This window comes from Pseudomonas sp. 09C 129, assembly GCF_002843625.1.
In the GTDB taxonomy this organism is placed as follows: domain Bacteria; phylum Pseudomonadota; class Gammaproteobacteria; order Pseudomonadales; family Pseudomonadaceae; genus Aquipseudomonas; species Aquipseudomonas chlororaphis.
This window is the reverse complement of sequence record NZ_CP025261.1, coordinates 1,495,725-1,522,207: the sequence shown is the minus strand read 5'-3', so window position 1 is coordinate 1,522,207 and position 26,483 is coordinate 1,495,725. Positions and strand designations below refer to the sequence as shown.

22 protein-coding genes are annotated in these 26,483 nt (G+C 62.2%); 13 read left to right on the top strand and 9 right to left on the bottom strand.

From position 1 onward, the window contains the following. Positions 1–10: 10 nt before the first annotated feature. The 4 genes from gatB (at position 11) to CXQ81_RS06900 (ending at position 3,451) form a co-directional block, all read left to right on the top strand. Entirely contained in the window at positions 11–1,456 is a 1,446-nt protein-coding gene (gatB, locus tag CXQ81_RS06915; RefSeq protein ID WP_087091251.1) for an Asp-tRNA(Asn)/Glu-tRNA(Gln) amidotransferase subunit GatB, read from the top strand. Positions 1,457–1,587: 131 nt separating this feature from the next. Beyond that, a complete protein-coding gene (locus tag CXQ81_RS06910; RefSeq protein ID WP_037035547.1) occupies positions 1,588–1,959 on the top strand; it encodes a septal ring lytic transglycosylase RlpA family protein in 372 nt (123 codons plus the stop codon). A 59-nt stretch (positions 1,960–2,018) separates the two neighbouring features. Further along, the gene (locus CXQ81_RS06905; RefSeq protein ID WP_101336845.1) at positions 2,019–3,074 is read left to right on the top strand and encodes a calcium/sodium antiporter; all 1,056 of its coding nucleotides are present in this window, start codon (positions 2,019–2,021) and stop codon (positions 3,072–3,074) included. Continuing rightward, a complete protein-coding gene (locus CXQ81_RS06900) occupies positions 3,071–3,451 on the top strand; it encodes a carboxymuconolactone decarboxylase family protein (RefSeq protein ID WP_101336844.1) in 381 nt (126 codons plus the stop codon). Before CXQ81_RS06905 ends, CXQ81_RS06900 begins: the two co-directional genes overlap by 4 nt. Positions 3,452–3,560: 109 nt before the next feature. On the opposite strand, the gene CXQ81_RS06895 is transcribed toward CXQ81_RS06900, so the two are convergent. The 5 genes from CXQ81_RS06895 to kdgD all read right to left on the bottom strand — a co-directional run bounded on the left by CXQ81_RS06895 (position 3,561) and on the right by kdgD (position 10,296). Beyond that, positions 3,561–4,502, bottom strand: a complete 942-nt coding sequence (locus CXQ81_RS06895) for an AEC family transporter (RefSeq protein ID WP_007929928.1) — start codon at positions 4,500–4,502, stop codon at positions 3,561–3,563. Between the two features lie 344 nt (positions 4,503–4,846). Beyond that, positions 4,847–6,400 (bottom strand): galactarate dehydratase, encoded by a 1,554-nt coding sequence (garD, locus tag CXQ81_RS06890; RefSeq protein ID WP_101336843.1) that lies wholly within the window; start codon positions 6,398–6,400, stop codon positions 4,847–4,849. Between the two features lie 12 nt (positions 6,401–6,412). Further along, positions 6,413–7,774: an MFS transporter gene (locus CXQ81_RS06885; protein ID WP_007929934.1), complete on the bottom strand. Its 1,362-nt coding sequence runs from the start codon at positions 7,772–7,774 to the stop codon at positions 6,413–6,415. Between the two features lie 97 nt (positions 7,775–7,871). After that, positions 7,872–9,317: an aldehyde dehydrogenase family protein gene (locus CXQ81_RS06880; RefSeq protein ID WP_085529831.1), complete on the bottom strand. Its 1,446-nt coding sequence runs from the start codon at positions 9,315–9,317 to the stop codon at positions 7,872–7,874. 67 nt (positions 9,318–9,384) lie between these two features. After that, positions 9,385–10,296 (bottom strand): 5-dehydro-4-deoxyglucarate dehydratase, encoded by a 912-nt coding sequence (gene kdgD, locus CXQ81_RS06875; RefSeq protein WP_007929937.1) that lies wholly within the window; start codon positions 10,294–10,296, stop codon positions 9,385–9,387. 235 nt (positions 10,297–10,531) lie between these two features. Between kdgD and CXQ81_RS06870 the strand changes: the two genes are divergently transcribed. Both CXQ81_RS06870 and CXQ81_RS06865 read left to right on the top strand, forming a co-directional pair. Then, on the top strand, positions 10,532–12,169 hold the full coding sequence (locus tag CXQ81_RS06870; RefSeq protein WP_101336842.1) for a phospholipase: 1,638 nt from the start codon (positions 10,532–10,534) through the stop codon (positions 12,167–12,169). A 13-nt stretch (positions 12,170–12,182) separates the two neighbouring features. After that, the gene (locus CXQ81_RS06865) at positions 12,183–12,374 is read left to right on the top strand and encodes a hypothetical protein (RefSeq protein ID WP_009042169.1); all 192 of its coding nucleotides are present in this window, start codon (positions 12,183–12,185) and stop codon (positions 12,372–12,374) included. A 108-nt stretch (positions 12,375–12,482) separates the two neighbouring features. Here CXQ81_RS06865 and CXQ81_RS06860 read toward each other — a convergent pair whose 3' ends face one another. From CXQ81_RS06860 to CXQ81_RS06845, 4 genes are all read right to left on the bottom strand, one after another. Then, entirely contained in the window at positions 12,483–13,232 is a 750-nt protein-coding gene (locus CXQ81_RS06860) for a FadR/GntR family transcriptional regulator (protein WP_007927044.1), read from the bottom strand. A 67-nt stretch (positions 13,233–13,299) separates the two neighbouring features. Continuing rightward, positions 13,300–15,027 carry an ABC transporter ATP-binding protein/permease gene (locus tag CXQ81_RS06855; protein WP_009042167.1) on the bottom strand — a complete coding sequence of 576 codons (1,728 nt, stop codon included), beginning with the start codon at positions 15,025–15,027 and terminating at the stop codon, positions 13,300–13,302. A 97-nt stretch (positions 15,028–15,124) separates the two neighbouring features. Then, positions 15,125–15,685 carry a response regulator transcription factor gene (locus CXQ81_RS06850; RefSeq protein WP_009046975.1) on the bottom strand — a complete coding sequence of 187 codons (561 nt, stop codon included), beginning with the start codon at positions 15,683–15,685 and terminating at the stop codon, positions 15,125–15,127. Next, entirely contained in the window at positions 15,678–16,940 is a 1,263-nt protein-coding gene (locus CXQ81_RS06845) for an ATP-binding protein (RefSeq protein ID WP_007927040.1), read from the bottom strand. Before CXQ81_RS06845 ends, CXQ81_RS06850 begins: the two co-directional genes overlap by 8 nt. A 400-nt stretch (positions 16,941–17,340) precedes the next feature. On the opposite strand from CXQ81_RS06845, the gene CXQ81_RS06840 reads away from it, so the two are divergent. The 7 genes from CXQ81_RS06840 (at position 17,341) to CXQ81_RS06810 (ending at position 26,455) form a co-directional block, all read left to right on the top strand. Further along, entirely contained in the window at positions 17,341–18,057 is a 717-nt protein-coding gene (locus CXQ81_RS06840) for an SIMPL domain-containing protein (protein WP_023969588.1), read from the top strand. Positions 18,058–18,294: 237 nt separating this feature from the next. After that, a complete protein-coding gene (locus CXQ81_RS06835) occupies positions 18,295–18,858 on the top strand; it encodes a cupin domain-containing protein (protein WP_101336841.1) in 564 nt (187 codons plus the stop codon). A gap of 262 nt (positions 18,859–19,120) precedes the next feature. Next, entirely contained in the window at positions 19,121–19,558 is a 438-nt protein-coding gene (locus CXQ81_RS06830) for a hypothetical protein (RefSeq protein WP_101336840.1), read from the top strand. 113 nt (positions 19,559–19,671) lie between these two features. Continuing rightward, positions 19,672–21,297 (top strand): ABC transporter substrate-binding protein, encoded by a 1,626-nt coding sequence (locus CXQ81_RS06825; RefSeq protein ID WP_087091239.1) that lies wholly within the window; start codon positions 19,672–19,674, stop codon positions 21,295–21,297. 305 nt (positions 21,298–21,602) lie between these two features. Then, the gene (locus CXQ81_RS06820; protein ID WP_101336839.1) at positions 21,603–23,204 is read left to right on the top strand and encodes an ABC transporter substrate-binding protein; all 1,602 of its coding nucleotides are present in this window, start codon (positions 21,603–21,605) and stop codon (positions 23,202–23,204) included. A gap of 172 nt (positions 23,205–23,376) precedes the next feature. After that, the gene (locus tag CXQ81_RS06815; protein WP_053259633.1) at positions 23,377–24,777 is read left to right on the top strand and encodes an OprD family porin; all 1,401 of its coding nucleotides are present in this window, start codon (positions 23,377–23,379) and stop codon (positions 24,775–24,777) included. A gap of 82 nt (positions 24,778–24,859) precedes the next feature. Then, positions 24,860–26,455: an ABC transporter substrate-binding protein gene (locus CXQ81_RS06810; RefSeq protein WP_007927029.1), complete on the top strand. Its 1,596-nt coding sequence runs from the start codon at positions 24,860–24,862 to the stop codon at positions 26,453–26,455. Positions 26,456–26,483 lie beyond the last annotated feature (28 nt).

Here is a 26,483-nt window from a genome sequence, read left to right as displayed (position 1 = left end):
GGAGAAACACATGCAATGGGAAGTCGTGATCGGGCTGGAGATTCACACCCAGCTCACCACCAAATCGAAGATTTTCTCCGGTAGCTCCACCGCCTTCGGTGCCGAGCCCAACACCCAGGCCAGCCTGGTGGACCTGGGCATGCCCGGCGTACTGCCGGTGCTGAACCAGGAAGCAGTGCGCATGGCGGTCATGTTCGGCCTGGCCATCGACGCCGAGATCGGCCAGCACAACGTGTTCGCCCGCAAGAACTACTTCTACCCCGACCTGCCCAAGGGCTACCAGATCAGCCAGATGGAACTGCCGATCGTCGGCAAGGGCCACCTGGACATCCCGCTGGAAGACGGCACGGTCAAACGCGTCGGAATCACCCGCGCGCACCTGGAAGAAGATGCCGGCAAGAGCCTGCACGAAGAGTTCAATGGCGCCAGCGGCATCGACCTGAACCGCGCCGGCACCCCGCTGCTGGAAATCGTTTCCGAGCCGGACATGCGCAGCGCCAAGGAAGCCGTGGCCTACGTCAAGTCGATCCACGCCCTGGTGCGTTACCTGGGGATCTGCGACGGCAACATGGCCGAAGGCTCCCTGCGTTGCGACTGCAACGTCTCGGTACGCCCCAAAGGCCAGGCCGAGTTCGGCACTCGCTGCGAGATCAAGAACGTCAACTCGTTCCGCTTCATCGAGAAAGCCATCAATTCGGAAGTCCAGCGTCAGATCGAACTGATCGAGGACGGCGGCAAGGTGATCCAGCAGACCCGCCTGTACGACCCGAACAAGGACGAGACCCGTCCGATGCGCAGCAAGGAAGAAGCCAACGACTACCGTTACTTCCCCGACCCGGACCTGCTGCCAGTGGTCATCGAGGACTCGTTCCTCGACCAGGTACGCGCCACCCTGCCCGAGCTACCACCGCAGAAACGCGAGCGCTTCCAGGCGCAGTTCGGCCTGTCGGTCTACGACGCCAGCGTGCTGGCCACCAGCCGCGAACAGGCGGACTACTTCGAGAAGGTCGCCAGCATCGCCGGTGACGCCAAGCTCGCCGCCAACTGGGTCATGGTCGAGTTGGGCAGCCTGCTGAACAAGCAAGGCCTGGAAATCGACGAGGCGCCGGTCTCGGCCGAGCAACTGGGCGGCATGCTGCTGCGCATCAAGGACAACACCATCTCCGGCAAGATCGCCAAGACCGTGTTCGAAGCCATGGCCAATGGCGAAGGCAGCGCCGACGAAATCATCGACAAGCGCGGCCTCAAGCAGGTCACCGATACCGGCGCCATCTCCGCCGTGCTGGACGAAATGCTGGCGGCCAACGCCGAGCAGGTCGAACAGTATCGCGCCGCCGATGAAGCCAAGCGCGGCAAGATGTTCGGCTTCTTCGTCGGCCAGGCGATGAAGGCTTCCAAAGGCAAGGCCAACCCGCAGCAAGTGAACGAATTGCTGAAAAGCAAACTCGAAGGCTGACTGCAGTGTTGATGGCGGAGTTCGAAAATTCCGCCCCTGTAGGAGCGAGCGTGCTCGCGATTGCGTTGTCTCAGACAGGACGCTATCGCGAGCAAGCTCGCTCCTACTCTTGTATCTGGGGTCCCGTATTGATGAAACGCTTGCTGGGCTGCCTGGCCCTTTTCTCACTCCTGGCCGGCTGCGCCAGTCATGTCATCGACCCGCGGGGTTACGACAAGACCGGCGTCGCTTCCTATTACGGCGCCAAGCACCATGGCAAACGCACCGCCAGCGGCGAACCCTTCAACCAGCACGGCATGACCGCCGCGCACCGCGAGCTGCCATTCGGCACCCGGGTCAAAGTCACCAACCTCAATAACGACAAGAGCGTCGTGGTCCGGATCAACGACCGCGGCCCGCATACCCGTGGCCGCCTGATCGATTTGTCGCGTGCCGCCGCGCAACAGTTGGGTATGATCAGAAGCGGCACCGCCAAGGTGCGCGTGCAAGCCATCAGCGACTGACCCACGGAGCCCTGATCATTTTCGGATTAACCGATTTACCGCTGCTCAGCGTTCTCCAGTTGTTCAGTGGCCTGGTCCTGCTGGTCGCCGGCGCCGAATTGCTGGTACGCGGCGCGGTCCGCCTCGCCGCCCGCCTGCGCGTACGAGCGCTGATCATTGGCCTGAGCATCGTCGCCTTCGGCAGCAGCGCCCCGCAGATGGCCGTCAGCCTGCAAGCCACCCTGGCGGAAAACACCGATATCGCCGTCGGCAGCGTGATCGGCAGCGGCATCTTCAACATCCTGGTGACCCTCGGCCTGTCCGCCCTGATCATTCCGCTGCGGGTATCGCGCCAGCTGGTGCGGCTGGACATCCCGTTGATGATCCTCGCCAGCCTGCTGGTGTTCGCCCTGGCCTACAACGAAGAACTGACGCCCCTCGACGGCCTGATCCTGCTGGCGACCTTGATCCTCTACCTGGGGTTGCTGCTGCGCCAGTCGCGGCACTCGGCGCGCCCACAGTCCCAGCAAGGTTCCGACGCACCCCGCGCGCACTGGCTGAGCAGCCTGCTGTGGATGATCGGCGGCCTGCTCCTGCTGGTGTTCGCCGGCCATCTGCTGGTCGAGGCGGCGGTGGAAGTCGCCACCGACCTGGGGCTGTCCGAGCGCATTATCGGCCTGACCATAGTCGCCGTCGGCACCTCCCTGCCGGCCCTGGCCACCTCGCTGATCGCCGCCTTGCGTGGCCAGCGCGACATTGCCGTGGGCAACGTCATCGGCAGCAACCTGTTCAACCTGCTGGGGGTCCTGGGTTTCACCGCCCTGGTGGCGCCGACGCCCTTGTCGGTATCGCCCAATGCCGTGGACTTCGACCTGCCGGTAATGCTCGGCGTCGCGGTGCTGTGCCTGCCGGTGTTCTATTCGGGTTATCGGGTCACCCGCGCCGAAGGCCTGCTGTTTCTCGGCCTGTACCTGGCCTACGGGCTGCACGTGGTGTCCTTCACCACCGGCATGCCACTGGCTGGCAAGCTGGAAGACCTGATGCTGTTTTTCGTCCTGCCAGTGCTGGTGGCGTTCCTGCTGTTCAGTTCGCTGCGGGCCTGGCGCCGCCAACATAAAAAAGGGGAAACGCAATGACCGAGAATAAAAAGCCGGGCGTGGAAATGCGCCGCCAGGTGATGGGCGATGCCTTTGTCGATCGCGCCCTGGGCAACGCCACCGAGTTCAGCCAGCCGCTGCAGGACTTCGTCAACGAACATGCCTGGGGCAGCGTCTGGAACCGCGAAGGCCTGCCGCTGAAAACCCGCAGCCTGATCACCCTCGCCGCCCTGACCGCGCTCAAGTGCCCGCAGGAACTCAAGGGTCATGTCCGCGGCGCCCTGAATAACGGCTGCACGGTGGAAGAGATTCGCGAGGCGCTGCTGCATTGCGCGGTGTATGCCGGCGTACCGGCGGCGATCGACGCGTTCCGCGCCGCCCAGGAAGTGATCGACACTTACCAGAAGCCGGAATAACCCTTCCCGCTGTAGGAGCGAGCCTGCTCGCGATTGGCCAAGGGCCGCTGGTGGATTCACTGCCACATCGCGGGCAATCGAGCGTCGACCGGCCGCTTCTACAAGAGCACTAGATCCACCCGCCCCACTGCAGCAGGAAGATCCCGATATTGGTGGTCACCGCCGCCATCAGCGTGGTGATGACGATGATTGCCGCCGCCAGCTCATGATTGCCATTGGCCGCCCGGGCCATGACAAAACTCGCCGCCGCAGTCGGGCTGCCGAAATACAGGAACAGAATCCCCAGTTCCGCCCCGCGGAATCCGCAGAGCCAGGCCCCCAGGGTGGCGAGGATCGGCAGGCCGACCATTTTCACCAGGCTCGAACTCAAGGCCAGGTCGCCGCTCTCGCGCAACGCCGCCAGGGACAGGGTACCGCCGATGCAGATCAAGGCCAGCGGCAGGGTCATCTGCGCCAGGTACTGGCCAGACGTCTCCAGCCAGGTCGGCAGGCCGATCTGGAACACGGCGAAAGGCGCTGCCGCCAGGACGCTGATGATCAACGGGTTGCTGACCACGCTTTTGCAGATGCTCCACGGATCGGACTTGATCACCGGGCTGTACACCGCCAGGACGATGGTCGACAGGGTGTTGTAGAACAGGATCACCAGCGCCGCGAGAATCGCCCCGAGGGAGATACCGTAGTCGCCATACATGCTGGCCGCGAGCGCCAGGCCGATGACCCCGTTGTTGCCGCGAAAGGCGCCCTGGGTGTAGATACCCCGGTCTTCCCGCGGGCAGCGCCAGATCGCCCAGCCCCAGGCGAAGGCAAAGCTGGCCAGGGTGGCCACGGCGAAATAGATCAGCAGCCCGGGCTTGAGCGCCGAATGCAGGTCGGCATGCAGAATCCCGAGAAACAGCAGCGCCGGCATGGTGACGTTGAACACCAGGGCCGACGCTGTGTGGATAAAACCGTCGTTGATCCAGCCGATGCGCTTGAGCAGCACACCGAGAAACAACATGGCGAATACCGGCGCGGTGATATTCAGCGTTTCGAGAAAAATGGCCAGCATGCCGGGTCAACCTTGAACCTGTCGTTAGGTGGCTAATGATAAGCCAGCCCGCGCGCTTAAGCCCGATGGATTTGCCCTAACCGCAAGCTGATCCATCGGGCCGCAGGCGTTCGCGGCCATCCAAGGCCACGCCCGCGCCACGCCCGATCGCAGCCTGCACAGCACCACCATCCACCCACGCCCAGCACAACCCTGTAGCCGCTGCCGAAGGCTGCGATAGGTCCGCAGGACCTCCAGCGATTTCAAAAGCCACGCCCGCTCCGCGGTCGATCGCAGCCTGCGGCAGCGGCTACCCGGATTGCGACCTGCCATTCAACCGAGCCCAGCACAAACCCTGTAGCCCGTCAGGTGATCGGCGCCGGATTGAACAAGGTGATGTCGTTGTGCAGCTTGTGCCGTTCGGCCCAGGTCTGCTGCTTGCCACTGGCCACGTCCAGGTAGAAGTGGAACAGCTCCCAGCCCAGCTCTTCGATACTCGCCCGCCCGGTGGCGATGCGCCCGGCATCGATGTCGATCAGGTCCGGCCAGCGCTGAGCCAGTTCGGAGCGGGTCGAGACCTTGACCACCGGCGCCATCGCCAGCCCGTAAGGTGTGCCACGCCCGGTGGTGAACACATGCAGGTTCATCCCCGCCGCCAGCTGCAAGGTGCCGCAGACAAAGTCGCTGGCCGGCGTCGCGCAGAAGATCAGGCCCTTGCGGGTAAAGCGCTCGCCCGGCCCCAGCACGCCATTGATCGCGCTGCTGCCGGACTTGACGATGGACCCCAGGGACTTCTCGACGATGTTCGACAACCCGCCCTTCTTGTTGCCCGGCGTGGTATTGGCGCTGCGATCGGCCTCGCCCTTGGCCAGGTAGCGGTCGTACCAGTCCATCTCGCGCACCAGCTCCCGGGCCACTTCTGTGGATTCGGCGCGGGAAGTCAGCAGGTAGATGGCATCGCGCACCTCGGTGACTTCGGAAAACATCACTGTCGCGCCGGCCCGCAGCAACAGGTCCGAGGCATAGCCCAGGGCCGGGTTGGCGGTAATCCCGGAAAAGGCATCACTGCCACCACATTGCATACCGAGGACCAGCTCCGAGGCCGGCACGGTTTCCCGGCGCCGCTGATTGAGCTTCTGCAAACGCACTTCGGCCAGCTGCATGATCTGCTCGATCATCTCGGTAAAACCCTGGCTGGCGTCCTGCAGGCGGTACAGCCAGGGCTCGCTGAGGTCCACCGAGCTGTCGCCTTCGTGCATCACCTGCCCGGCCTGCAACTTCTCGCAGCCCAGGCTGATTACCAGGGCTTCGCCCCCCAGGTTCGGGTTGCGCGCCAGGTTGCGCACGGTGCGGATCGGGATATAGGCATCGGTGGCAGTGATCGCCACGCCGCAGCCATAGCTGTGGGTCAGCGCCACCACATCGTCGACATGGGGATACCTGGGCAGCAGTTCGTCCTTGATGCGCTTGACCGCATGATCGAGCACCCCGGTCACGCATTGCACGGTGGTGGTGATCCCCAGAATGTTGCGCGTGCCGACCGTGCCGTCGGCATTGCGATAACCCTCGAAGGTAAAGCCGTCCAGGGGCGCCTGGGCCGCCGGCACTTCGGTGGACAGCGGCAGACTGTCCAGCGGCGGCGCGCTGGGCATGCGCAACTGCTCTTCCCTGACCCAACTGCCGCGCAGGATCGGCTGCAAGGCATAACCGATGGTCTGGCCGTAGCGGATCACCGGGTCGCCTTCGGCGATATCTTCCAGCGCCACCTTGTGGCTCTGGGGGACGAAGTCCAGGGTCACCAGGCCGTCGGCGAACGCCGTGCCTGCCGGTACGCCCTGGTCATTGACCACAACCACCACATTGTCCCGCTCGTGCAGGCGGATGTAGCGCGGCGAATCGGAATGTTCAATCAACTGCATGACGCCGCCCCTTCAGGAATGCGCTTGGGAAAGTTGGGTCAGCTCGGGGCCGTTGCTCGGTGGATCCTTGAGCACCACGCGCTTGATCGGGCCGACGATCACCAGGTAGCTGAACACTGCCAGCAGCGCGTTGCAGCCGACGAACACCAGCGCCCATTTGAACGAGCCGGTGGAACTGATGATGTAGCCGATGACGATCGGCGTGGTGATCGACGCCAGGTTGCCGAAGGTGTTGAACAGGCCGCCGCTCAAGCCGGCGATCTGCTTCGGCGAAGTGTCGGACACCACCGCCCAGCCGAGCGCGCCCACGCCTTTGCCGAAGAACGCCAGGGCCATGAAGCCCACCACCATCCATTCGATGTCCACATAGTTGCAGGCCACGATGCTGCTGGAGACCAGCAGGCCGGCGATGATCGGCGCCTTGCGGGCGAAGGTCAGGGAATGCCCCTTGCGTAGCAGGTAGTCGGAAATCACCCCGCCAAGCACCCCACCGATAAAACCGCAGATGGCCGGCAAGGAGGCGATGAAGCCAGCCTTGAGAATAGTCATGCCACGCTCCTGCACCAGGTACACCGGGAACCAGGTCAGGAAGAAGTAAGTGATGCCGTTGATGCAGTACTGGCCCAGGTACACGCCGAGCATCATGCGATTGGTCAGCAACTGGCGCAGGTAGTCCCATTTCGGGCCGTCGCTGCGTTTGCCTTTGCCGTCCTGGTCCATGTCGACCATGCCGCCGTTGTCGGCGATGTGCTTGAACTCGGCCTCGTTGATCAGCGGGTGCTGGCGCGGGCTGTAAATCACCTTGAGCCAGACCAGCGAGAAGACGATGCCGATCACCCCCATCACGATGAACACGTGCTGCCAGCCGAAGTGATAGACGATCCAGCCCATCAGCGGGGCGAACAGCACCGTGGCGAAATACTGCGCCGAGTTGAAGATCGCCGAAGCCGTACCGCGCTCGGCGGTGGGGAACCAGGCCGCGACAATCCGCGCGTTGCCGGGGAAGGACGGTGCCTCGGCAAGCCCGACCAGGAAGCGCAGCATGAACAGCGCCACCACCGCGGTGGAGACGCCGAACTCACCGACATAACCCTGCAGCACGGTGAACAGCGACCAGGTGAAGATGCTCAGGGCATAGATTTTTTTCGAGCCGAAGCGGTCGAGCAGCCAGCCGCCGGGGATCTGCCCCGCTACATAAGCCCAACCGAATGCGGAGAAGATATAACCGAGGGTGACGGCGTCGATGCCGAGGTCTTTTTGCAGGCTGGAACCCGCGATGGCGATGGTGGCGCGGTCGGCATAGTTGATCGTGGTCACCAAAAACAGCATGAACAGGATCAGGTAGCGGACGCGAGTCGGCTTGGTCGCTTGCATATGGATGTACTCCCACTAGTTATTTTTATGCGGGTAAACATGCGTTTCATCGACCCCGCCGAGCCTCAGGCAACGGCCGGCGGGGGTACGGCGGGGCTTAGGATCCGATGTAGGAAGTCTTCACCACGGTGTAGAACTCCTGCGCGTAGCGACCTTGCTCGCGGGAACCATAGGATGAACCTTTGCGGCCACCAAAAGGTACGTGGTAATCGACGCCGGCCGTCGGCAGGTTGACCATGACCATCCCGGCCTGGGAGTGGCGCTTGAAGTGGTTGGCGTATTTCAGCGACGTGGTGGCGATGCCCGCCGACAGGCCGAACTCGGTGTCGTTGGCCATGGCCAGCGCCGCCTCGTAATCAGCCACCCGTACCACGTTGGCCACTGGGCCGAAGATCTCTTCGCGGCTGATGCGCATCGAGGCCTGGCTGTCGGCGAACAGGGTCGGCGCGAGGAAATAACCTTCGGTATCGCAAGTCACCAGGCCGCCGCCGCTGACCAGCCGCGCCCCTTCGGACTGGCCGATATCGATGTACTTCAAGTCCTGTTCGAGCTGCGCCTGGGACACCACCGGACCGATATCGGTGCCGGCCCGCAGCGCATGGCCGACCTTGATCGAACCCATGCGTTCGGCCATCGCCGCGACGAACCGGTCGTGGATGCCCGCGGTGACGATCAGCCGGCTGGAAGCGGTGCAACGCTGCCCGGTGGAATAGAAGGCACTCTGTACCGCCAGTTCCACCGCCTGCTTGAGGTCGGCATCGTCGAGGATGATCTGCGGGTTCTTGCCGCCCATTTCCAGCTGCACCTTGGCCTGGCGCGAGACGCAGCTGACGGCGATCTGCCGGCCCACGCCCACGGAACCGGTGAAGCTGATGCCGTCGACTTTCGGGCTGTTGACCAGGGCATCGCCGACCAGCCGGCCGCTGCCCATCACCAGGTTGAACACCCCGGCCGGGAAGCCGGCGCGGGAGATGATTTCCGCCAGGGCCCAGGCACAGCCCGGCACCAGCTCGGCGGGCTTGAGCACCACGCAGTTGCCGTAGGCCAGGGCCGGGGCGATCTTCCACGCCGGGATGGCGATCGGGAAGTTCCACGGGGTGATCAGGCCGACCACGCCCAGGGCTTCGCGGGTCACTTCGACGTTGACCCCCGGACGCACCGACGGCAGGTAATCCCCCGACAGGCGCAGGCATTCGCCGGCAAAGAACTTGAAGATGTTGCCGGCGCGGGTCACCTCGCCGATGGCCTCGGGCAGGGTCTTGCCCTCCTCCCGGGCCAGCAGGGTGCCGAGCTCTTCGCGACGGGCGAGGATCTCGCTGCCGACCTTGTCCAGGGCATCGCTGCGCGCCTGGATACCGGAAGTCGACCAGGCCGGGAATGCATCGCGCGCCGCATCGATCGCGGCATGCACCTGAGCCAGGTCGGCCTTGGCGTATTCGCCAATGACATCGGACAACTCGGACGGGTTGATATTGGTCGAGTAGTCGGCACCGGCAAGCCATTGGCCACCGATGTAGTTATCGAAGCGTTTTACCTCTGCCACGCGCCCTCTCCTTACACAAAAGCCTTACGCAAAAGGCCGCTGATTGCTCAGCGGCCCCGGGGATGGATTACTGCGCGCCCTGGGCGTCGATCAACGCCGCCAGCGCTGCATATTCTTCCGGCAACAGGTCGGTCAACGGCGCCCGCACCGGGCCTGCGTCATGGCCGACGATGCGGGCTCCGGCCTTGACAATGCTCACGGCATAACCAGCCTTGCGGTTACGGATATCCAGGTAAGGCAGGAAGAAGTCGTCGATGATCTTGCCGACCGTGGCGTGATCTTCCCGGGCAATGGCGTGGTAGAAATCCATCGCGGTTTTCGGGATGAAGTTGAACACCGCCGAGGAATACACCGGCACGCCCAGGGCCTTGTAGGCCGCGGCGTAGACTTCGGCGGTCGGCAGGCCGCCCAGGTAGCTGAAGCGATCGCCGAGGCGGCGACGGATCGACACCATCAGTTCGATATCGCCCAGGCCGTCCTTGTAGCCGATCAGGTTCGGGCAGCGCTCGGCCAGGCGCTCCAGCAGCGGCGCGGTCAGGCGGCAGACGTTGCGGTTGTAGACCACCACACCGATCTTCACCGATTTGCACACCGCCTCCACATGAGCGGCGACCCCATCCTGGCTGGCTTCGGTCAGGTAGTGCGGCAGCAGCAACAGGCCCTTGGCACCCAGGCGCTCGGCCTCCTGGGCGTATTCGATGGCCTGGCGGGTCGAGCCGCCGACGCCGGCCAGGATCGGCACGCTGGTGGCGCAGGTGTCGACCGCAGTCTTGATGATTTCCGAATATTCGCTGGCCGCCAGGGAGAAAAACTCACCGGTGCCACCTGCCGCGAACAGCGCCGAGGCGCCATATGGAGCCAGCCATTCCAGGCGCTTGATATAGCCCGCGCGATGGAAATCGCCCTGGGCGTTGAAATCGGTCACCGGGAAAGACAGCAGGCCGGAGGAGAGGATGGACTTCAGTTCTTGTGGATTCATTATTCGAACACCCTGGGACGCACATTGTGATGAAAAACACATCAGCCTTGGCTGAAGTTGTAAGTCATCGTACAACTTAAAAAACAATCGTCAACAGCAATTCGTCAGCCATCGCCAAAATACGCGGTAAAAAATACCTGCTTGACGAGTCAGGGTTTTGCTTTATGCTCGCAATTAACTGTATATACATACAGTTAATTTCTTGAAATACCTACGACATATCAAGGAGCTAGAAATGTCAGGTCTACACACTCAGCAGCGGGAACAGCTGCAACACAAAAGCCAGGTCGTTGCCGATCTGGACAGCCTTTTCAGCGAACGCGGCATTGCCATTTCCGGTGATGGCGACCACCTGGTGCTGATCGCCGACGGTCATCACACCATCAAGTATCACCAGCCCGGGCTCCTCCCCGCGGTACCGGGCAAAAACCTCAAGGCCCTGCCCCAGCTGCGTTTCGAGGGTGGCGAACACACCGCCATCGGCGATGCCACCCTGCTGCGTTTCGTCAAGGACGCCCCCGGCGTTCCAGCCTGGCAGGTCGAATTGCACCTGCCCAATGGCCTGGCCCTGACCTACGGCCAGGTGGTGGCGCTGGGCGGCGATTTCTACGGCATCCCCGACCAGCCGATCTGCGAAGGCGCGACGCCGGTGGATCGTTTGCAGCGTTTTACCGCCGCGTTCAACTCCCTCGCCGTGTTGCCAGCGGCCAAGGACGAGGCGAAACAGATTCTCGCGGTAATGCAGAAGGAAGTCGCCGCCGCCAACCAGGCGCTCAAGGACGGCAGGCAACCTCACGAAGCCTATGACGCCCTGGGAGATACGTTGTCCGAAGAGTGGAACAAGATCACCGGCGGCGGCAGCTTCGCCTCGGCGCTGTTCCCCCTGGGTCGCTACCTGAAGCTGGCGGCCAACAATGCCGACCATTTCGGCGAGTGGGCGCTGCTGGCCTATATCGCCGGGCACACCGCGGCCCTGCAGCAAGCGGTACTGGCGCACAAGAACGCCGACGAGAAGCAGCTGGAACTGGCCTACGCCATGAACGCCTTCGCCGATCACTTCCTCACCGACCTGTTCTCCGCCGGCCATGTGCGGGTACCGCGCAAGCAACTGGCGGCGGTGGTCACGCCGAGCGATCTCGGTTCGCTGATCACCCGCTTCATGCACGACGAGGACAGCAAGTTCGGCCTCAACGTCAGCAACGCCCAGGGCGACCGCTGGCATGCCTATGGCGACAAGCGTTATTTCGACACCCTCGACAGCAACAACCGCAAGCAGGTCAAGCTGGCCGTGCAACGCTCGGCGGACGAAATCTTCGAAAGCTACCTCAGCGGTGCGGCCCCGACGCCCGGCAACTTCACGGCGCTGAAGCTGTTGCCGGACCTGAACGCGGCGAAGAGCGGCAACTTTTCACCGCTGTTCGTGATGCAGGGCGACAAGGTGCTGCGACGCAGCGACGTGAACAACCTGAACGACACCAAGACCATCGACAACTGGTGGGGCTGGAGCACCTACCTGCTGCTCAAGGACTACAAGCCCAACAAGCCGGCGGGCTACCTGGAAGCACCGACGCTTGCTCCGAGCATCCAGGCCGATGGCTGGCAGAGCCAGACACCCAGCGAACCCAACTGGCTGCCCGGCAGTGCCGTGCGTTATGCCTTCAGCTACACCAACGGTTTGAACGAGTCGTACATCGGCCCGTGGTCCGCCTACGCCGAACTGAGCGAGCGCTTCCAGCCGACCCTGAATGTGCCGGTGGACACCAGCGGCGGTTCCAGCGGACGCAACATTTTCCGTCAGTTCCGCGGTGGCTCGCCGGAGCTGATCGCCTCGATCGACAAGACCGCCACCACCTACATCGACCGCAATGCCTGATAAGGACATCGACATGGCTATCAACCTGACTCTAGAACTGGCCTCGGGCCAATCCCTGCAGGGCGCGCCCCTGGAACTGCTGGTCAACGGCGCTCCCGTCGCGCGGGCAACCGTCGACCAGCAAGGGCATGTGACCTTCAATGCCAAACCCGGCGCCGGGCAACTGGCCGTGAGGGTGGATCGCTCGATTCTCAAAAACCGCTAAAAGCATCGCGGGCAAGCTTCGCTCCTACAGGGTCACCTCCCCTCACTGTAGGAGCGAGCTTGCTCACGATAAGAACCCAAGGGCAACGCAATAACCGCCCCAACCGCATTACCCGCGCTGCGCCTCTGCCTCTTCATGGGCATGTCGCAGCCGTTCGCGGCTGTTGGTCAGGTGCAGACGCATGGCCGCCCGGGCCGCGTCCGAATCCTGGCGGGCAATGGCTTCATAGATTTCTTCATGCTCGCGGCTCAGGCGGCTCATGTAGTGCTGCTGATCGTCGTGAGCCAGGCGTGCCGAATTCAGGCGGGTGCGCGGAATGATGCTGGTTCCCAGGTGGGTCATGATGTCGGTGAAATAGCGGTTACCCGTGGCCAGGGCAATCTGCAGGTGGAACTGGAAATCCGAGGCCACCGCATCGCTGTCGTGGGCCGCGCTTTCATTGAGGGCATCCAGCGCCGCCCGCATCGCCGCCAGTTGCTCGCTGCTGCGCCGCTGCGCGGCCAGCCCGGCCGACTCCACTTCCAGGCTGATGCGCAGTTCCAGGATCGCCAGCACATCGCGCAAGGTCACCACGGTCGCCGGATCGATCCTGAAGCCGCTCGGGCTCGGTGTGTCGAGCACAAAGGTGCCGATGCCGTGGCGGGTTTCCACCTGGCCGGCGGCCTGCAAGCGGGAAATGGCTTCGCGTACCACGGTCCGGCTGACGCCATGGGCCTCCATGATCGCCGACTCGGTGGGCAACTTGTCACCGCGCTTGAGCTGACCGTCGCGAATCTGCTCCGACAGCACGGTCACCAGCTCCTGGGCGAGGCTACGGCGCTTGCGTGGAAGGCGGGGCGCCGTGTTCTGGTTGTCCATGGTGAAGTTCTTTCTCCGAAAACTGATGACGCATCATAGCTCAGCCGGGTTGTACGATCACTGTTGACTACACCGTCACCGCCTGGTCGACCAGATGCCCGCGCTCGATGCGGATGTGCCGCGGGTGGAAACGCTTGAGGCTGCTGCGATGCCCGACGCTGACAATGCTCAGCCCCGGCAGCTGGTCGATCAGCGCCTGGTACAGGGTCGCCTCGTCTTCTTCGTCCATGGCCGAGGTGGCCTCATCCATGTACAGCCACTGCGGCGCATAGAGCAACGCACGGGCAAAGGCCAGGCGCTGCTGCTCGCCCGGGGACAACATGCGCTGCCAGTGATTGCTCTCGTCCAGACGAGAAACCAGGTGCGGCAGCCGGCAGGTTTCCAGCACCTGCGCATAACGCTCCTGCGGGTAGGTGTCGCCCGACTGTGGATAACTCAAGGCTTCGCGCAGGCTGCCGATCGGCAGGTAAGGCTTTTGCGGCAGGAACAGATAACGCTCGGCAGGCATGCGAATGCTGCCGTGACCGGCCGGCCAGAGCCGCCCCATCGCCCGCAGCAGGGTACTTTTGCCACTGCCGGAACGGCCGCTGAGCATCAGTCGCTCACCGGGAGTCACGGTCATCTCGGCACCGGCCAGCAGGTGCCGGCCGTCCGCCAGGTCCAGGCCAAGGTTATGCACCTGCAGGGTTTCACCCTGGCTCTGCACGTCGATGGCTGGCGCGCGCTCTTCGTTTTCGCTCATAGCCTGGCGGAAACTCAGCAGCCGGTCGCAGGTGGCGCGCCATGCCGCGAGCTCGGAATAGGCGGTGATGAACCAGCTGAAGTTCTCCTGGACGTTGCCGAATGCCGAGTTGATCTGCATCAGCTCGCCCAGTTCGATCTTGCCCGTCAGGTAACGCGGGGCCGCGACGATGAAGGGGAAAATGATTGCGATCTGGCCGTAGCCCGAGGTGAAGAAGGTCAGCCGCTTGGACACTTTCATGATGTCCCAGAAGTTGTGCCAGACCATGCCGAAGCGAGCGCTGAGGCGTTTGTTCTCATTCGGCTCGCCGTCGTACAGGGCAATGCTCTCGGCGTTCTCCCGCACCCGCACCATGGAAAAACGCAGGTCTGCCTCGAAACGTTGCTGGTTGTTGTTCAAGCCGATCAGGCGTCGACCGATCAGGTGCGTCAGCCAGCTGCCGACGGCGGCATACACCAGGGCGCACCAGAACATGTAGCCGGGAATGGTATAGCCGAAGACTTCGATACTGCCCGACACGCCCCACAGGATGATCGAGAACGACACCAGGCTGACCACGGTACGCAGCAGGCCCAGGGCGAGCCCCAGGGTATTGCTGGTGAAGCTGTTGAGGTCTTCGGAAATCCGCTGGTCCGGGTTATCGGTGTAGCCGCCCTGCTCCAGCTGGTAGTAGTTCTTGTGGCCCAGCCAGCGGGCGAAGTGTTTTTCCGTGAGCCAGGCGCGCCAGCGAATGGTCAGCATCTGGGTCAGGTAGAGCCGGTAGACCGCGGCCAGGATGGCCACCGCGGCAATTCCGCAGAAATACAGGATCAGTTGCCAGAACGCCGCCTCGTCCTTCTTTTGCAGGGCGTTGTAGAAATCCTTGTACCAGCTGTTGATCCACACCGAGATCGCCACGCTGAACAGGGTCAGGGCGATCACCGCGAACAGCAGCAACCAGGCCTTGCCCTTCTCTTCACTGCGCCAGTAAGGCGTAGTCATTTCCCAGACACGACGGAAAAACTGCCCGCGCACAGCATCGTTGACCGCGGAATACTCAGCGTTCTGATTCATCATCAAGGCTCGATTGGGATAGGGACAAGCATCGAGCCGATCATAGAGGATCGGCTCGTTTTTTCACTTGTCCTGAGGACATTCGTTCAGTCGCGGTTCAGCGGCGAACCGGGCGCTTCTGCAACTTGCGTTGCAGCGTTCGACGGTGCATGCCCAGGGCGCGGGCAGTGGCGGAGATGTTGCCTTCGTGTTCGGTCAGCACCCGCTGGATGTGCTCCCATTGCAGGCGGTCCACCGACATCGGGTTTTCCGGCACCAGGGTGTCGAGGTCGGCGTGCTCGGAGAGCAGCGCGGCCAGCACGTCGTCGGCGTCCGCCGGTTTGCACAGGTAGTTGCAGGCGCCGCGCTTGATCGCTTCGACTGCGGTGGCGATGCTCGAATAACCGGTGAGGATCACCACGCGCATTTCCGGATCGAGCTCTAGCAGCTTGGGCAGCAGCACCAGGCCGGAGTCGCCATCCATCTTCAGGTCCAGCGCGGCGAAGTCCGGCAGGTCCTGCTGGGCGAGGGCCAGGCCTTCCTCGGCGGAACCCGCGGTGCTGACGCGGAAGCCGCGACGGCTCATGGCTCGCGCCATCACCCGGGTGAAGGTGGCGTCGTCATCCACCAGCAACAGATGCGGCAGTTCTTCGCCTTCGACTTGGATTTCGTCACTCATGTTGGTCTCCTCGGGCGCCGTGGGGCAGGCGCAGCTCGGTGAGCGTGCCGCCTTCCTCATGACTGTAGAGTTTCACTGAGCCGCCGGCGCGTGTCACGCTGGCCTTGCTCAAAAACAGGCCCAGGCCGAAACCTTTGCCCTTGGTGGTAAAAAACGGTTTGCCGATCTGCTCGGCGATGGCCAGCGGCACACCGGCGCCGTGGTCACGAATACTGATGGTCAGGTTCTCGGCGTCCCAATCCAGCTGGACTTCCAGCCCTTCCGGACAAGCGTCTGCTGCATTGTTCAGCAGGTTGAGCAACGCCTGGGTCAGGTCCGGCGGCGGCGCCAGCCGCGGCATCGTGCCCTTGCCCAGCAATTGGAAGCGGTAGCTGGCTTCGGGGCGCATCAGGTGCCAGCGGTTCAGCGCTTCGTCGAGCCAGACAGTGACATCCTGCATCTCCACCGCCAGCCGGCGGTTGGCCTCGGCGGCGCGTACCAGTTGCTGCAGGGTTTCCTTGCACAGTTTGACCTGGTCCTGGAGCACGCCTAGGTCATCTTGCAGCATTGGGTCGAGGTGGTCCTGGCGCATTTCCTTGAGCAGCACGCTCATGGTCGCCAGGGGCGTTCCCAACTCGTGGGCGGCACCAGCGGCCTGGGTCGCGACAGCCAGCAACTGCTGGTCGCGCAGGCCCTCTTCGCGGCGGATCGCCCGCAGCTCCTCCTGCCGCCGCAGTTCCTCGGCCATTCTCGCGGCGAAGAAGGTGATCACCGCCGCGGCCAGGGCGAAGCTCAGCCACATCCCGTAGATCTGCAGGTTCTCCCGGGCGATGGGGAAAGTCTGCAGCGGGTAGAACTGCGCCAGCAGCAAGGTGTACATGGTCAGCGCGATACCGGAAAGGACCACCGAATAGCGCCATGGCAAGGTCACGGCGGCGATGGTCAGCGGCACCAGGTAATAGGAGACGAAGGGATTGGTCGAGCCGCCGGAGAAATACAACAGGGCGCTGTGGATAAACAAATCACAAGCCAGTTGCACGGCATATTCCAGCTCGGTGACCGGCCACGAGGTGCGCAGGCGAATGGCGGTGAAGGCGCAGAGGATCAGCGACAGGCCCAGGGTGACGGCCAGTTGCAGCCAGGGCAGCGGCAACAGGTCGAACCAGTAGGCGAGCCCCACCGAGCCAGCCTGAGCGGCCAGAACCAGGATGCGGATGAAAGTCAGACGCCAGAGGTTCTGGCGAGTGGCGGAAAGCAGTTGTACGGGGGCGAGCATGAGCTCTCCTGATGAGCGCTCCAGGCGGATCGCGACGAGTATAACCAAGCAGCGGCCCGGACAGGCAAAACTGCGGCAAACCGCCACAGTCTTGGGCAATGGCCAATCGCGGGCAAGCCTTGCCTGCAAAAACACCACCTGCCTGTAGGAGCGAGGCTTGCCCGCGACAGAGCGCAAAGCGCTCGCCATCCCCATCTCAGAGTCCGGCTCGAGAACAGATTACGACTGCTGCGCAGTCGAGCGCAGGCTTCGCCAGCGGCTACAAAAACCTCCGTAGTTGGCGTTGGGTAATAGATGTATAGAAGTTGTTAACGGGCCGAACCAGACAATAAAAGCTAGAGTCTGATGGTTTCACGCAGGCTGGGACCCAATACCTGCGGACCGCACTCAAGGAGTTTTCATGCATACATTCAGTCGCAGCGCCGCCCTTCTCGCCCTCAGCGCCGGCACCCTCGCCAGCCTGCCGGCCCTGGCCGCCGATGAGCTTCATTACAACCAGATCTCCCTGCGCGCCGAAGTCAGTCAGGAAGTGGCCCGCGACCTGATGATCGTCACCCTCTACAGCGAATCGCAGAACGCCGACCCGGCCAAGCTCGCCGCGGAAATCACCACCACCATGAACAAGGCCCTGGGCCAGGCACGCCAGGTCAAGGACATCACCTTGCGCCAGGGCAGCCGCAACAGCTACCCGATCTACGACACCAAGGGCCAGAAGATCACCGGCTGGCGCGAGCGCGCCGAACTGCGCCTGGAAAGCTCGGACTTCGCCGCGCTGTCCAAGCTCACCGGCGAACTGCTGACCGACCTGAAGATGGGCGGGATGGATTTCGCCATCGCCGACCCGACCCGCAAGGCCAGCGAAGACAAGCTGCTCAAGGAAGCGGTCGATGCCTTCAAGGCTCGCGCGCAACTGACCACCGAAGCGCTGGGCGGCAAGGGCTACAAGATCGTCAACCTGAACCTCAACAGCAACGGTTATCCACAACCGTACCTGCGTGGCCAGATGATGATGAAAGCCGCGGGCATGGATGCGGCGCCGGTCACTCCGGAAGTCGAAGCCGGTACCAGCCAGGTCAGCATGACCGCCGATGGCTCGATCGAAGTCCTGATGCCGTAACGTTTTCCCTGCCCGTCCCCAAAAAAACGGCGGTGACCTCCAGCACCAATGAGGTTACCGCGTTTTTTTTGCTACCCACTGTTTCAACCCAGCCTGAGGGACTCGCCCTTTTTTGGAATAGAGGGGCTGAACTCGGCCACATCGGTGATGCTAAAGTTACGGCCCCCGGTATGGCGCCTATCAGACGTCATTGACGTCCACCGGGTATACTGCGCCTTTCCTATAAGAGTCTCTCCAATGACCGCAGACCGCATCGGCGAACGCCTGCGTCGCTATCGCCGCGCCGCCAAGAAAACCCTGCGCCAGATCGCCAGCGAATCCGGCCTGACCGCCAGTTTCCTCTCCCAGGCGGAACGCAATCTCACCGGCGTCTCGATCTCCTCCCTGGTCAACATTGCCAAGTCTCTGAACGTTCCGCTGAACGCCCTATTCGACCAGCCGACCCAGGCACAACCCGACTCCCACGACGGCAAGCGGGTGCGCTACACCATCGAAGGCCAGCCCCTGGCCTACGAGCGGCTGTCCAGTTCCTTTCCCGGCAACCTGATCAACGCGGTGAAGATGAACATACCCGTGGGCTACCAGTCGGAACTGATTTCCCATGATGGCGCCGAGTTCTCCTACGTTCTTTCGGGGCAGATTATCTACACCATCGAGGGGCAGCAGTATCCCCTCGGCGCCGGCGACTCGGTGCACTTCGACTCGACCAAACCTCACTACCTGGCTAACGCCGGCAACGGCCCGGCAGAAGTATTGACCGTCACGACCATGGGCCTGTTCGACGACCATTCAGCGGCCTGAACCCGCCCCGTGGCCGCCTGCGCAACCTCACAGACACCCCGCGCGCAAGAGAAATGTTAGTCACGCTTAATTTTCGTTGACCACGATTTCAGCATGACTTAATTTCGGCATCGGCGAATCGTCAATCACCCCCACAACAAAGCGATCGCCATCGCCGCACAGGGTCCATGGGGCTGCATCCACTCCCCATAGAAGGCGAGTTGCCCCGGCCCACAAGGCCAATCCTCAGATATGCCCTAGAAAAAGAAAAAATGAGGTTTGCATGCGTAAGACCTTTCCGCTCCAGGTTTGGCAGACAGCGGGGCTGATCCTCGGCATCCCACTGTCGCACGCCACCCGCAACCTCCACAGTGACAACCTCACTGCGAGCCACAACGTCAACGCCGCCGCCGATGTGCTGTGCACCCGCCATCGCCTGCAAGGTCCCGGGCATCCGTTCTCCACGGCCTCCCTCACCAAACCGTCCTACTTCATCCGGTCAACCCAATGCGCCAAACACTTGCGCCAGGCAGGCAAGGCCAGGCGGTTCAACCAGAAGCCGGTCGACACCTGCTCCAGCGACGCACCAAGCGGAGGCACGACTCGCTCCGGATGCCCCGCAAGAAGGCAACCCATGCACCAGAAAAAACCAGCGCATAGGGCCAAATTCGTCAATATTTATACAAATGCGTCATTCCTGTACGTTCGTTCCACTCCTTGATACTTGTGACGGCCCCGCATCTTGCATTGGGTATGGGGCCTGCATAAGTATCGGCGGGTCGACTCATAAGGTCGCCCTCTACACCAAAAATGACAACAAATCATGAGGCAACCATGTTCAAACAAGCAGTCATTCCGCTTTTAGTCAGCGCCGGCTTGCTCGCCAGCGCACCCTTCGCCCAGGCGGCGACTAACCTGGTGTTCTGCTCCGAAGGGAGCCCGGCCGGCTTCGACCCAGGCCAGTACACCACCGGAACCGACTTCGACGCCTCAGCAGAGACCCTGTTCAACCGCCTCAGCCAGTTTGAGCGTGGCGGCACCGCCGTCATTCCTGGCCTGGCGACCAGTTGGGACATTTCCGACGATGGCCTGACCTACACCTTCCATCTGCGCGATGGGGTGAAGTTCCACACCACGCCGTATTTCAAGCCGACTCGTGATTTCAACGCCGACGACGTGCTCTTCACGTTCAACCGCATGCTCGACAAGGACATGCCGTTCCGCAAGGCGTACCCCACCGAATTCCCTTACTTCACCGACATGGGGATGGACACCAACATCACCAAGGTCGAGAAAGTCGACGACAAGACCGTCAAGTTCACCCTGAAAACCGTAGACGCCGCGTTCATCCAGAACCTGGCGATGAGCTTCGCCTCCATCCAGTCCGCCGAGTACGCCGACCAGCTGCTCAAGGAAGGCAAGCCGGGCGACATCAACCAGAAGCCGATCGGCACCGGGCCGTTCGTGTTCAAGAGCTACCAGAAAGACTCCAACATCCGTTACACCGGCAACAAGGAGTACTGGAAGCCTGAAGACGTGAAGATCGACAACCTGATCTTCGCCATCACCACCGACCCGTCGGTACGCATCCAGAAGCTGAAAAAGAACGAATGCCAGGTCACCCTGTTCCCGCGCCCGGCCGACCTCAAGGCCCTGGGCGAGGACAAGACCCTCAAGCTGCCGCAGCAAGCCGGCTTCAACCTCGGCTACATCGCCTACAACGTGATGCCTGTGCTCAAGGGCCGCACCGACGCCAACCCGCTGGCCGACCTCAAGGTCCGCCAGGCGCTGGACATGGCGGTGAACAAGCAGCAGATCATCGACTCGGTCTACCAGGGCGCGGGCCAGCTGGCGGTCAACGCCATGCCACCGACCCAGTGGTCCTATGACGACACCATCAAGGATGCCAAGTACGACCCCGAGAAAGCCAAGGCGCTGCTCAAGGAAGCCGGCATCAAGGAAGGCACCCAGATCACCCTGTGGGCCATGCCGGTGCAGCGTCCGTACAACCCGAACGCCAAGCTGATGGCTGAAATGCTGCAGTCCGACTGGGCGAAGATCGGCCTGAAGGTCAACATCGTCAGCTACGAATGGGGCGAGTACATCAAGCGCTCCAAGGGTGGCGAGAACCAGGCGATGATCATCGGCTGGAGCGGCGACAATGGTGACCCGGACAACTGGCTCGGCACCCTGTTCGGCTGCGACGCCATGAACGGCAACAACTTCTCCAAATGGTGCGACAAGCCGTACGACGCACTGATCAAGCAAGCCAAGGCCACCCCGGACGTGGCCAAACGCACCGAGCTGTACAAGCAGGCGCAACACCTCCTCAAAGACCAGGTCCCGATGACACCTATCGCCCACTCGACGGTGTTCCAACCCATGCGCGCCAACGTGCAGGACTTCAAGATCAGCCCCTTTGGCCTGAACTCGTTCTACGGCGTCAGCATCAGCAAATAAGGGTCTGCAACGGCGACGTCAGCTGACGTCGCCGTTGCCTTACCTGCCAGGACTGCCGGAACTCGAACGCTCTTCCTCTTGCTGCGCCCCATCGTGGTGAGTACGGGCATTTCGGAAGTTCCTTACATGTCTTTCAGGCTCTTTGGCATTTACTACCCATGCGGCGACCCCTACCGTCAAAGCATGGAGTGGTGCATCCATTGCCCGGCATTTGCTGCAAGCGAGACTTGGGATCAATGACATGACCGCCTCCGGATGGGGCGACTGCTCATCGATCAAAACAATAAAAAGGAAGAGGGATCGTCATGCGTCATTCCCTGGTTTTATCCGCCCTGCTGGGCACCGGTCTGTTGACCGCAACCTCCGCCAGCCTGGCGGCCGGCAACAGCCTGGTGTTCTGCTCCGAAGGCAGCCCGGCCGGCTTCGACACCGCGCAATACACCACCGCCACCGACAACGACGCGGCAGAGCCGCTGTACAACCGCCTGGCGGAGTTCGAAAAAGGCGCGACCAATGTGGTGCCGGGCCTGGCCACCCGCTGGGATATTTCCGCGGACGGCCTGCAGTACACCTTCCATCTGCGCGAAGGGGTGAAGTTCCATACCACGCCGTACTTCAAGCCGACGCGTGATTTCAACGCCGACGACGTGCTCTTCACCTTCAACCGCATGCTCGATCCCGAGCAGCCCTTCCGCAAGGCCTACCCCACCGAGTTTCCCTACTTCAACGGGATGAGCCTGAACAAGAACATCGCCAAGGTCGAGAAGACCGGGCCGTTGACCGTGGTGATGACCCTGAACTCGGTCGATGCGGCGTTCATCCAGAACATCGCCATGAGCTTCGCCGCGATTCTCTCGGCCGAATATGCCGACCAGTTGCTCAAGGCCGGCAAACCCAGCGACATCAACCAGAAGCCGATCGGCACCGGGCCGTTCGTGTTCAAGAGTTACCAGAAAGACTCGAACATCCGCTACACCGCCAACAAGCAGTACTGGGACCCGAGCCGGGTCAAGCTCGACCAGCTGATTTTCGCCATCAATACCGATGCCTCGGTGCGCGTGCAGAAACTCAAGGCCGGCGAATGCCAGGTCACCCTGCACCCGCGGCCGGCCGATGTCGAAGCGCTGAAAAACGACCCGAAACTGCAACTGATCGAAAAGCCCGGCTTCAACCTCGGCTACATCGCCTACAACGTTCGCCACAAACCCTTCGACCAGCTCGAAGTGCGCCAGGCGCTGGACATGGCGGTGAACAAGCAGGGCATCCTCAACGCCGTGTACCAGGGCGCCGGCCAGCTGGCGGTCAACGCCATGCCGCCGACCCAGTGGTCCTACGACACCAGCATCAAGGACGCCGCCTACAACCCGCAAAAGGCCCGTGAGCTGCTCAAGGCCGCCGGGGTCAAGGAAGGCACGGAAATCACCCTCTGGGCCATGCCGGTGCAACGTCCCTACAACCCCAACGCCAAGCTGATGGCCGAAATGCTCCAGTCCGACTGGGGCAAGATCGGCCTGAAAGTGAAAATCGTCAGCTACGAGTGGGGCGAGTACATCAAGCGCACCAAGAATGGCGAGCACGACATCAGCCTGATCGGCTGGACCGGCGACAACGGTGACCCGGACAACTGGCTCGGCACCCTGTACAGCTGCGACGCCATTGGCGGCAACAACTACTCCATGTGGTGCGACCCGCAGTACGACAAGCTGATCAAGCAGGCCAAGATCGTCACCGATCGCGAACAGCGCACGGTGCTCTACCAACAGGCCCAGCAGTTGCTCAAGCAGCAGGTACCGATCACCCCGGTCGCCCACTCGACGGTCAACCAGCCGTTGAGCGCCAAAGTCGAAGGATTCAAGGTCAGCCCCTTCGGCCGCAACGTGTTCTCGGGCGTCAGCATCGACCAATAAATGATTAGCCAGGCCGCTGGGGGCGATATTCGCCCCCACGCAAATCTGTTGCCTGAATTCGGCGATCAAGCCTCATGCAAACGTTTGCGATGCCTTGAATGAGTTGTAAAGCAAAAGCCGGTCAACCCAAAAAGACCGGCATAAAAATAAAGAAAGCAAAGGAGCTTCACCCATGAAACCGAGCAACACCGCGTTACTGGCCCTGGCCATCAGCAGCATCACGGCCATGGCCCATGCGGAAAGCGTGAGTCAGGAATTCGTTCCGACCGAACTGAACGGCACCAGCGCCCAGGCGGAGGCCAAGGGCTTCGTCGAAGGCCAGAGCCTGTCGGGCACGACCCGCAACTGGTACGCCAACGAGCTGAAGCGTCGTGACGACCGCTTCTCCTACAACCACAACGGCCAGCCGACTTCGACCCCACGCCGGATCAACTGGGTCCAGGGCACCATCCTCAACTACAGCTCGGGCTTCACCGAAGGCACTGTCGGGGTCAGCACCGAGGTGGCCGCCTACAACGCCATCGCGTTGGATCGTGACCGCAAGGACATCGCCGGCAAGAACAACCGTACCCTGACCCACTCCGACGGCGACGCTGTCGGCCAGTGGAGCAAACTGGGCCTGGCCAACGTCAAGTTCCGCGTCTCCAACACCACCCTGACCGCCGGTCGCCAGAACTTCAGCACGCCGATCGTCGACGTCATCGGCAACCGTGCCCTGCCTTCAAGTTTCGAAGGTGTGAGCCTGCACAGCGAAGAGTTCAACAACCTGTCGTTCGATCTGGCCGGTTTCGATCGCGTTTCGCCGCGTACCGAACAGAGCCTGTCGAAATTCCGCACCGAGTACTCCGCCACCGGCGTGGAAACCGACAAGGTCTACACCGCAGGTGTGAACTACCAGCCGTTCAAGAGCCTGAAAACCAGCCTGTATGGCGCCAACGTCAAAGACTTCTGGAACCAGTACTACTTCGGCGCCACCCACGAGCTGGGTGACAGCCAGGTACTGAGCCTGACCACCGGCCTGAACTACTACAAGACCGTCGACGAAGGTAAGAAGTTGATGGGCGAGATCGACAACGACACCTACTCGCTGTCGCTCGGCCTGACTCACCAGGCCCACAGCCTGACCTTCTCCTACCAGCAAGTGAACGGTAACGAGTACTTCGACTACCTGCATGAAACCAACGGTATCTACCTGGCCAACTCCCTGCTCTCGGACTTCAACGGCCCGAACGAGAAGTCCTTCCAGATCGCCTACGGTCTGAACATGGCCGAATACGGCGTGCCAGGCCTGAAGTTCAACATCTACTCGGCACGCGGCTGGGGCATCGACGGTACCCATTACCGCGGCACCGCCTACACCGATCCAGGCGCCCAGCGCGGTGACCTGAGCCTGATGGATGGCGAAACCCACTACGAATACGGTATTGGCGCGTCTTATGCAGTCCAGAGCGGTCCGCTGAAGGCAACCGCGATCCGGGCGACCTACACTACCCACCGCGCCAGCGAAAACCAGGCCGACGGCAACATCAACGAGTTCCGCCTGGTCACCACCATCCCGTTCAAGATTCTCTAAAAAACACATCGGCTGGTTGGCGAATTCATGACGAATTCGCCACTCCAGCTACTCTGGTTCAACCGATTGCAGAGGGTTCTAGATGAAAATGCTTCCCCTGAAAGCGGCCATCGCTGCCGCACTGCTGAGCGTCGCCGCAGGCGTCTCGGCCAAGCCCTTGGTGGTCTGTACCGAAGCCAGCCCGGAAGGCTTCGATATGGTCCAGTACACGACTGCAGTCACTGCCGACGCGGTGGCGGAAACCATCTTCAACCGCCTGGTGGACTTCAAGCCCGGCACCACGGACATCGAGCCGGCCCTGGCCGAGTCCTGGGAGATCAGCCCGGACGGCCTGATCTACACCTTCCACCTGCGCAAAGGCGTCAAGTTCCACAGCACCGATTACTTCAAGCCGACCCGCGAGATGAACGCCGACGACGTGCTCTGGAGCTTCCAGCGTCAGCTGGACCCGAAACACCCGTGGCATGACAAGTCCAGCGTGGGCTTCCCCTATTTCGAGAGCATGGGTTTCAAGGAACTGCTCAAAAGCGTCGAGAAAACCGACGACCACACCGTGGTCTTCACCCTGACCCGTCGCGAAGCACCGTTCCTGGCCGACGTGGCCATGGCCTTCGCCTCGATCTTCCCGGCCGAATACGCCGACCAGTTGCTCAAGGCCGGCAAGGCCGGCGAACTGAACAGCAAGCCGATCGGCACCGGCCCGTTCGTCTTCCAGCGCTACGCCAAGGACGCCCAGGTGCGGTTCAAGGCCAACCCGGACTACTTCCGTGGCAAGCCGCCGGCCGACGCGCTGATCCTGGCGATCACCACCGACAACAACGTGCGCCTGCAGAAGCTCAAGGCCAATGAGTGCCAGGTCGCCCTGTATCCGAAGCCGGACGACATCCCGAGCATCAAGGCCGACACCAACCTGAAGGTCGACGACCTGGCCGCCATGACCGTGGGCTACGTGGCCCTGAACACCACCAAGAAGTACATGAGCGACCCGCGTGTCCGTCAGGCCATCAACATCGCCTTCGACAAGGAAGCCTACGTCAACAGCCTGTACGGCAAGGGCAACGCGGTGGTCGGCACCGGCCCCTACCCGCCGACCCTGCTGGGCTTCAACACCAGCCTGGGCAACCCGGCCCGCGACCTGGACAAGGCCCGCGCCCTGATCAAGGAAGCCGGCGTGCCGGAAGGCACGGTCTTCACCCTGTTCACCCGCAACGGCGGTGGCCCGACCAACCCCAACCCGCTGCTCGGCGCACAGATGATGCAGTCCGACCTGGCGAAGATCGGCCTCAAGATCGATATCCGCGTCATGGAATGGGGCGAGATGCTCAAGCGCGCCAAGAACGGCGAGCACGACATGGTTTCTGCCGGCTGGGCGGGGGATAACGGGGACCCGGACAACTTCCTGACCCCCAACCTCAGTTGCGAGGCCGCCAAAAACGGCGAAAACTACGCTCGCTGGTGCAATAAAGCGTTCCAGAGCCTGATCGATCAGGCCCGCGCCGAATCCGAGCCGGCCAAACGGACCGCACTCTATGAACAGGCCCAGGATATTTTCGACAAGGAACAACCCTGGATCCCCATGGCCTATCCGAAAATGTTCACGGCAATGCGCAAGAACGTCGAGGGCTACCACCAGAGCCCCCTGACCACCAACAACTTCGCTACCACCCAGGTGAAGTAGATAAGAAACGCCCGGCATCCCTGACCCC

Excerpts from the sequence above, each read along its gene's own strand:
- gatB (WP_087091251.1), top strand. The coding sequence starts at position 11 with ATGCAATGGGAAGTCGTGATCGGGCTGGAGATTCACACCCAGCTCACC.
- CXQ81_RS06910 (WP_037035547.1), top strand. The coding sequence starts at position 1,588 with ATGAAACGCTTGCTGGGCTGCCTGGCCCTTTTCTCACTCCTGGCCGGC.
- CXQ81_RS06900 (WP_101336844.1), top strand. The coding sequence starts at position 3,071 with ATGACCGAGAATAAAAAGCCGGGCGTGGAAATGCGCCGCCAGGTGATG.
- CXQ81_RS06895 (WP_007929928.1), bottom strand. The coding sequence starts at position 4,502 with ATGCTGGCCATTTTTCTCGAAACGCTGAATATCACCGCGCCGGTATTC.
- garD (WP_101336843.1), bottom strand. The coding sequence starts at position 6,400 with ATGCAGTTGATTGAACATTCCGATTCGCCGCGCTACATCCGCCTGCAC.
- CXQ81_RS06885 (WP_007929934.1), bottom strand. The coding sequence starts at position 7,774 with ATGCAAGCGACCAAGCCGACTCGCGTCCGCTACCTGATCCTGTTCATG.
- kdgD (WP_007929937.1), bottom strand. The coding sequence starts at position 10,296 with ATGAATCCACAAGAACTGAAGTCCATCCTCTCCTCCGGCCTGCTGTCT.
- CXQ81_RS06870 (WP_101336842.1), top strand. The coding sequence starts at position 10,532 with ATGTCAGGTCTACACACTCAGCAGCGGGAACAGCTGCAACACAAAAGC.
- CXQ81_RS06865 (WP_009042169.1), top strand. The coding sequence starts at position 12,183 with ATGGCTATCAACCTGACTCTAGAACTGGCCTCGGGCCAATCCCTGCAG.
- CXQ81_RS06860 (WP_007927044.1), bottom strand. The coding sequence starts at position 13,232 with ATGGACAACCAGAACACGGCGCCCCGCCTTCCACGCAAGCGCCGTAGC.
- CXQ81_RS06855 (WP_009042167.1), bottom strand. The coding sequence starts at position 15,027 with ATGAATCAGAACGCTGAGTATTCCGCGGTCAACGATGCTGTGCGCGGG.
- CXQ81_RS06850 (WP_009046975.1), bottom strand. The coding sequence starts at position 15,685 with ATGAGTGACGAAATCCAAGTCGAAGGCGAAGAACTGCCGCATCTGTTG.
- CXQ81_RS06845 (WP_007927040.1), bottom strand. The coding sequence starts at position 16,940 with ATGCTCGCCCCCGTACAACTGCTTTCCGCCACTCGCCAGAACCTCTGG.
- CXQ81_RS06840 (WP_023969588.1), top strand. The coding sequence starts at position 17,341 with ATGCATACATTCAGTCGCAGCGCCGCCCTTCTCGCCCTCAGCGCCGGC.
- CXQ81_RS06835 (WP_101336841.1), top strand. The coding sequence starts at position 18,295 with ATGACCGCAGACCGCATCGGCGAACGCCTGCGTCGCTATCGCCGCGCC.
- CXQ81_RS06830 (WP_101336840.1), top strand. The coding sequence starts at position 19,121 with ATGCGTAAGACCTTTCCGCTCCAGGTTTGGCAGACAGCGGGGCTGATC.
- CXQ81_RS06825 (WP_087091239.1), top strand. The coding sequence starts at position 19,672 with ATGTTCAAACAAGCAGTCATTCCGCTTTTAGTCAGCGCCGGCTTGCTC.
- CXQ81_RS06820 (WP_101336839.1), top strand. The coding sequence starts at position 21,603 with ATGCGTCATTCCCTGGTTTTATCCGCCCTGCTGGGCACCGGTCTGTTG.
- CXQ81_RS06815 (WP_053259633.1), top strand. The coding sequence starts at position 23,377 with ATGAAACCGAGCAACACCGCGTTACTGGCCCTGGCCATCAGCAGCATC.
- CXQ81_RS06810 (WP_007927029.1), top strand. The coding sequence starts at position 24,860 with ATGAAAATGCTTCCCCTGAAAGCGGCCATCGCTGCCGCACTGCTGAGC.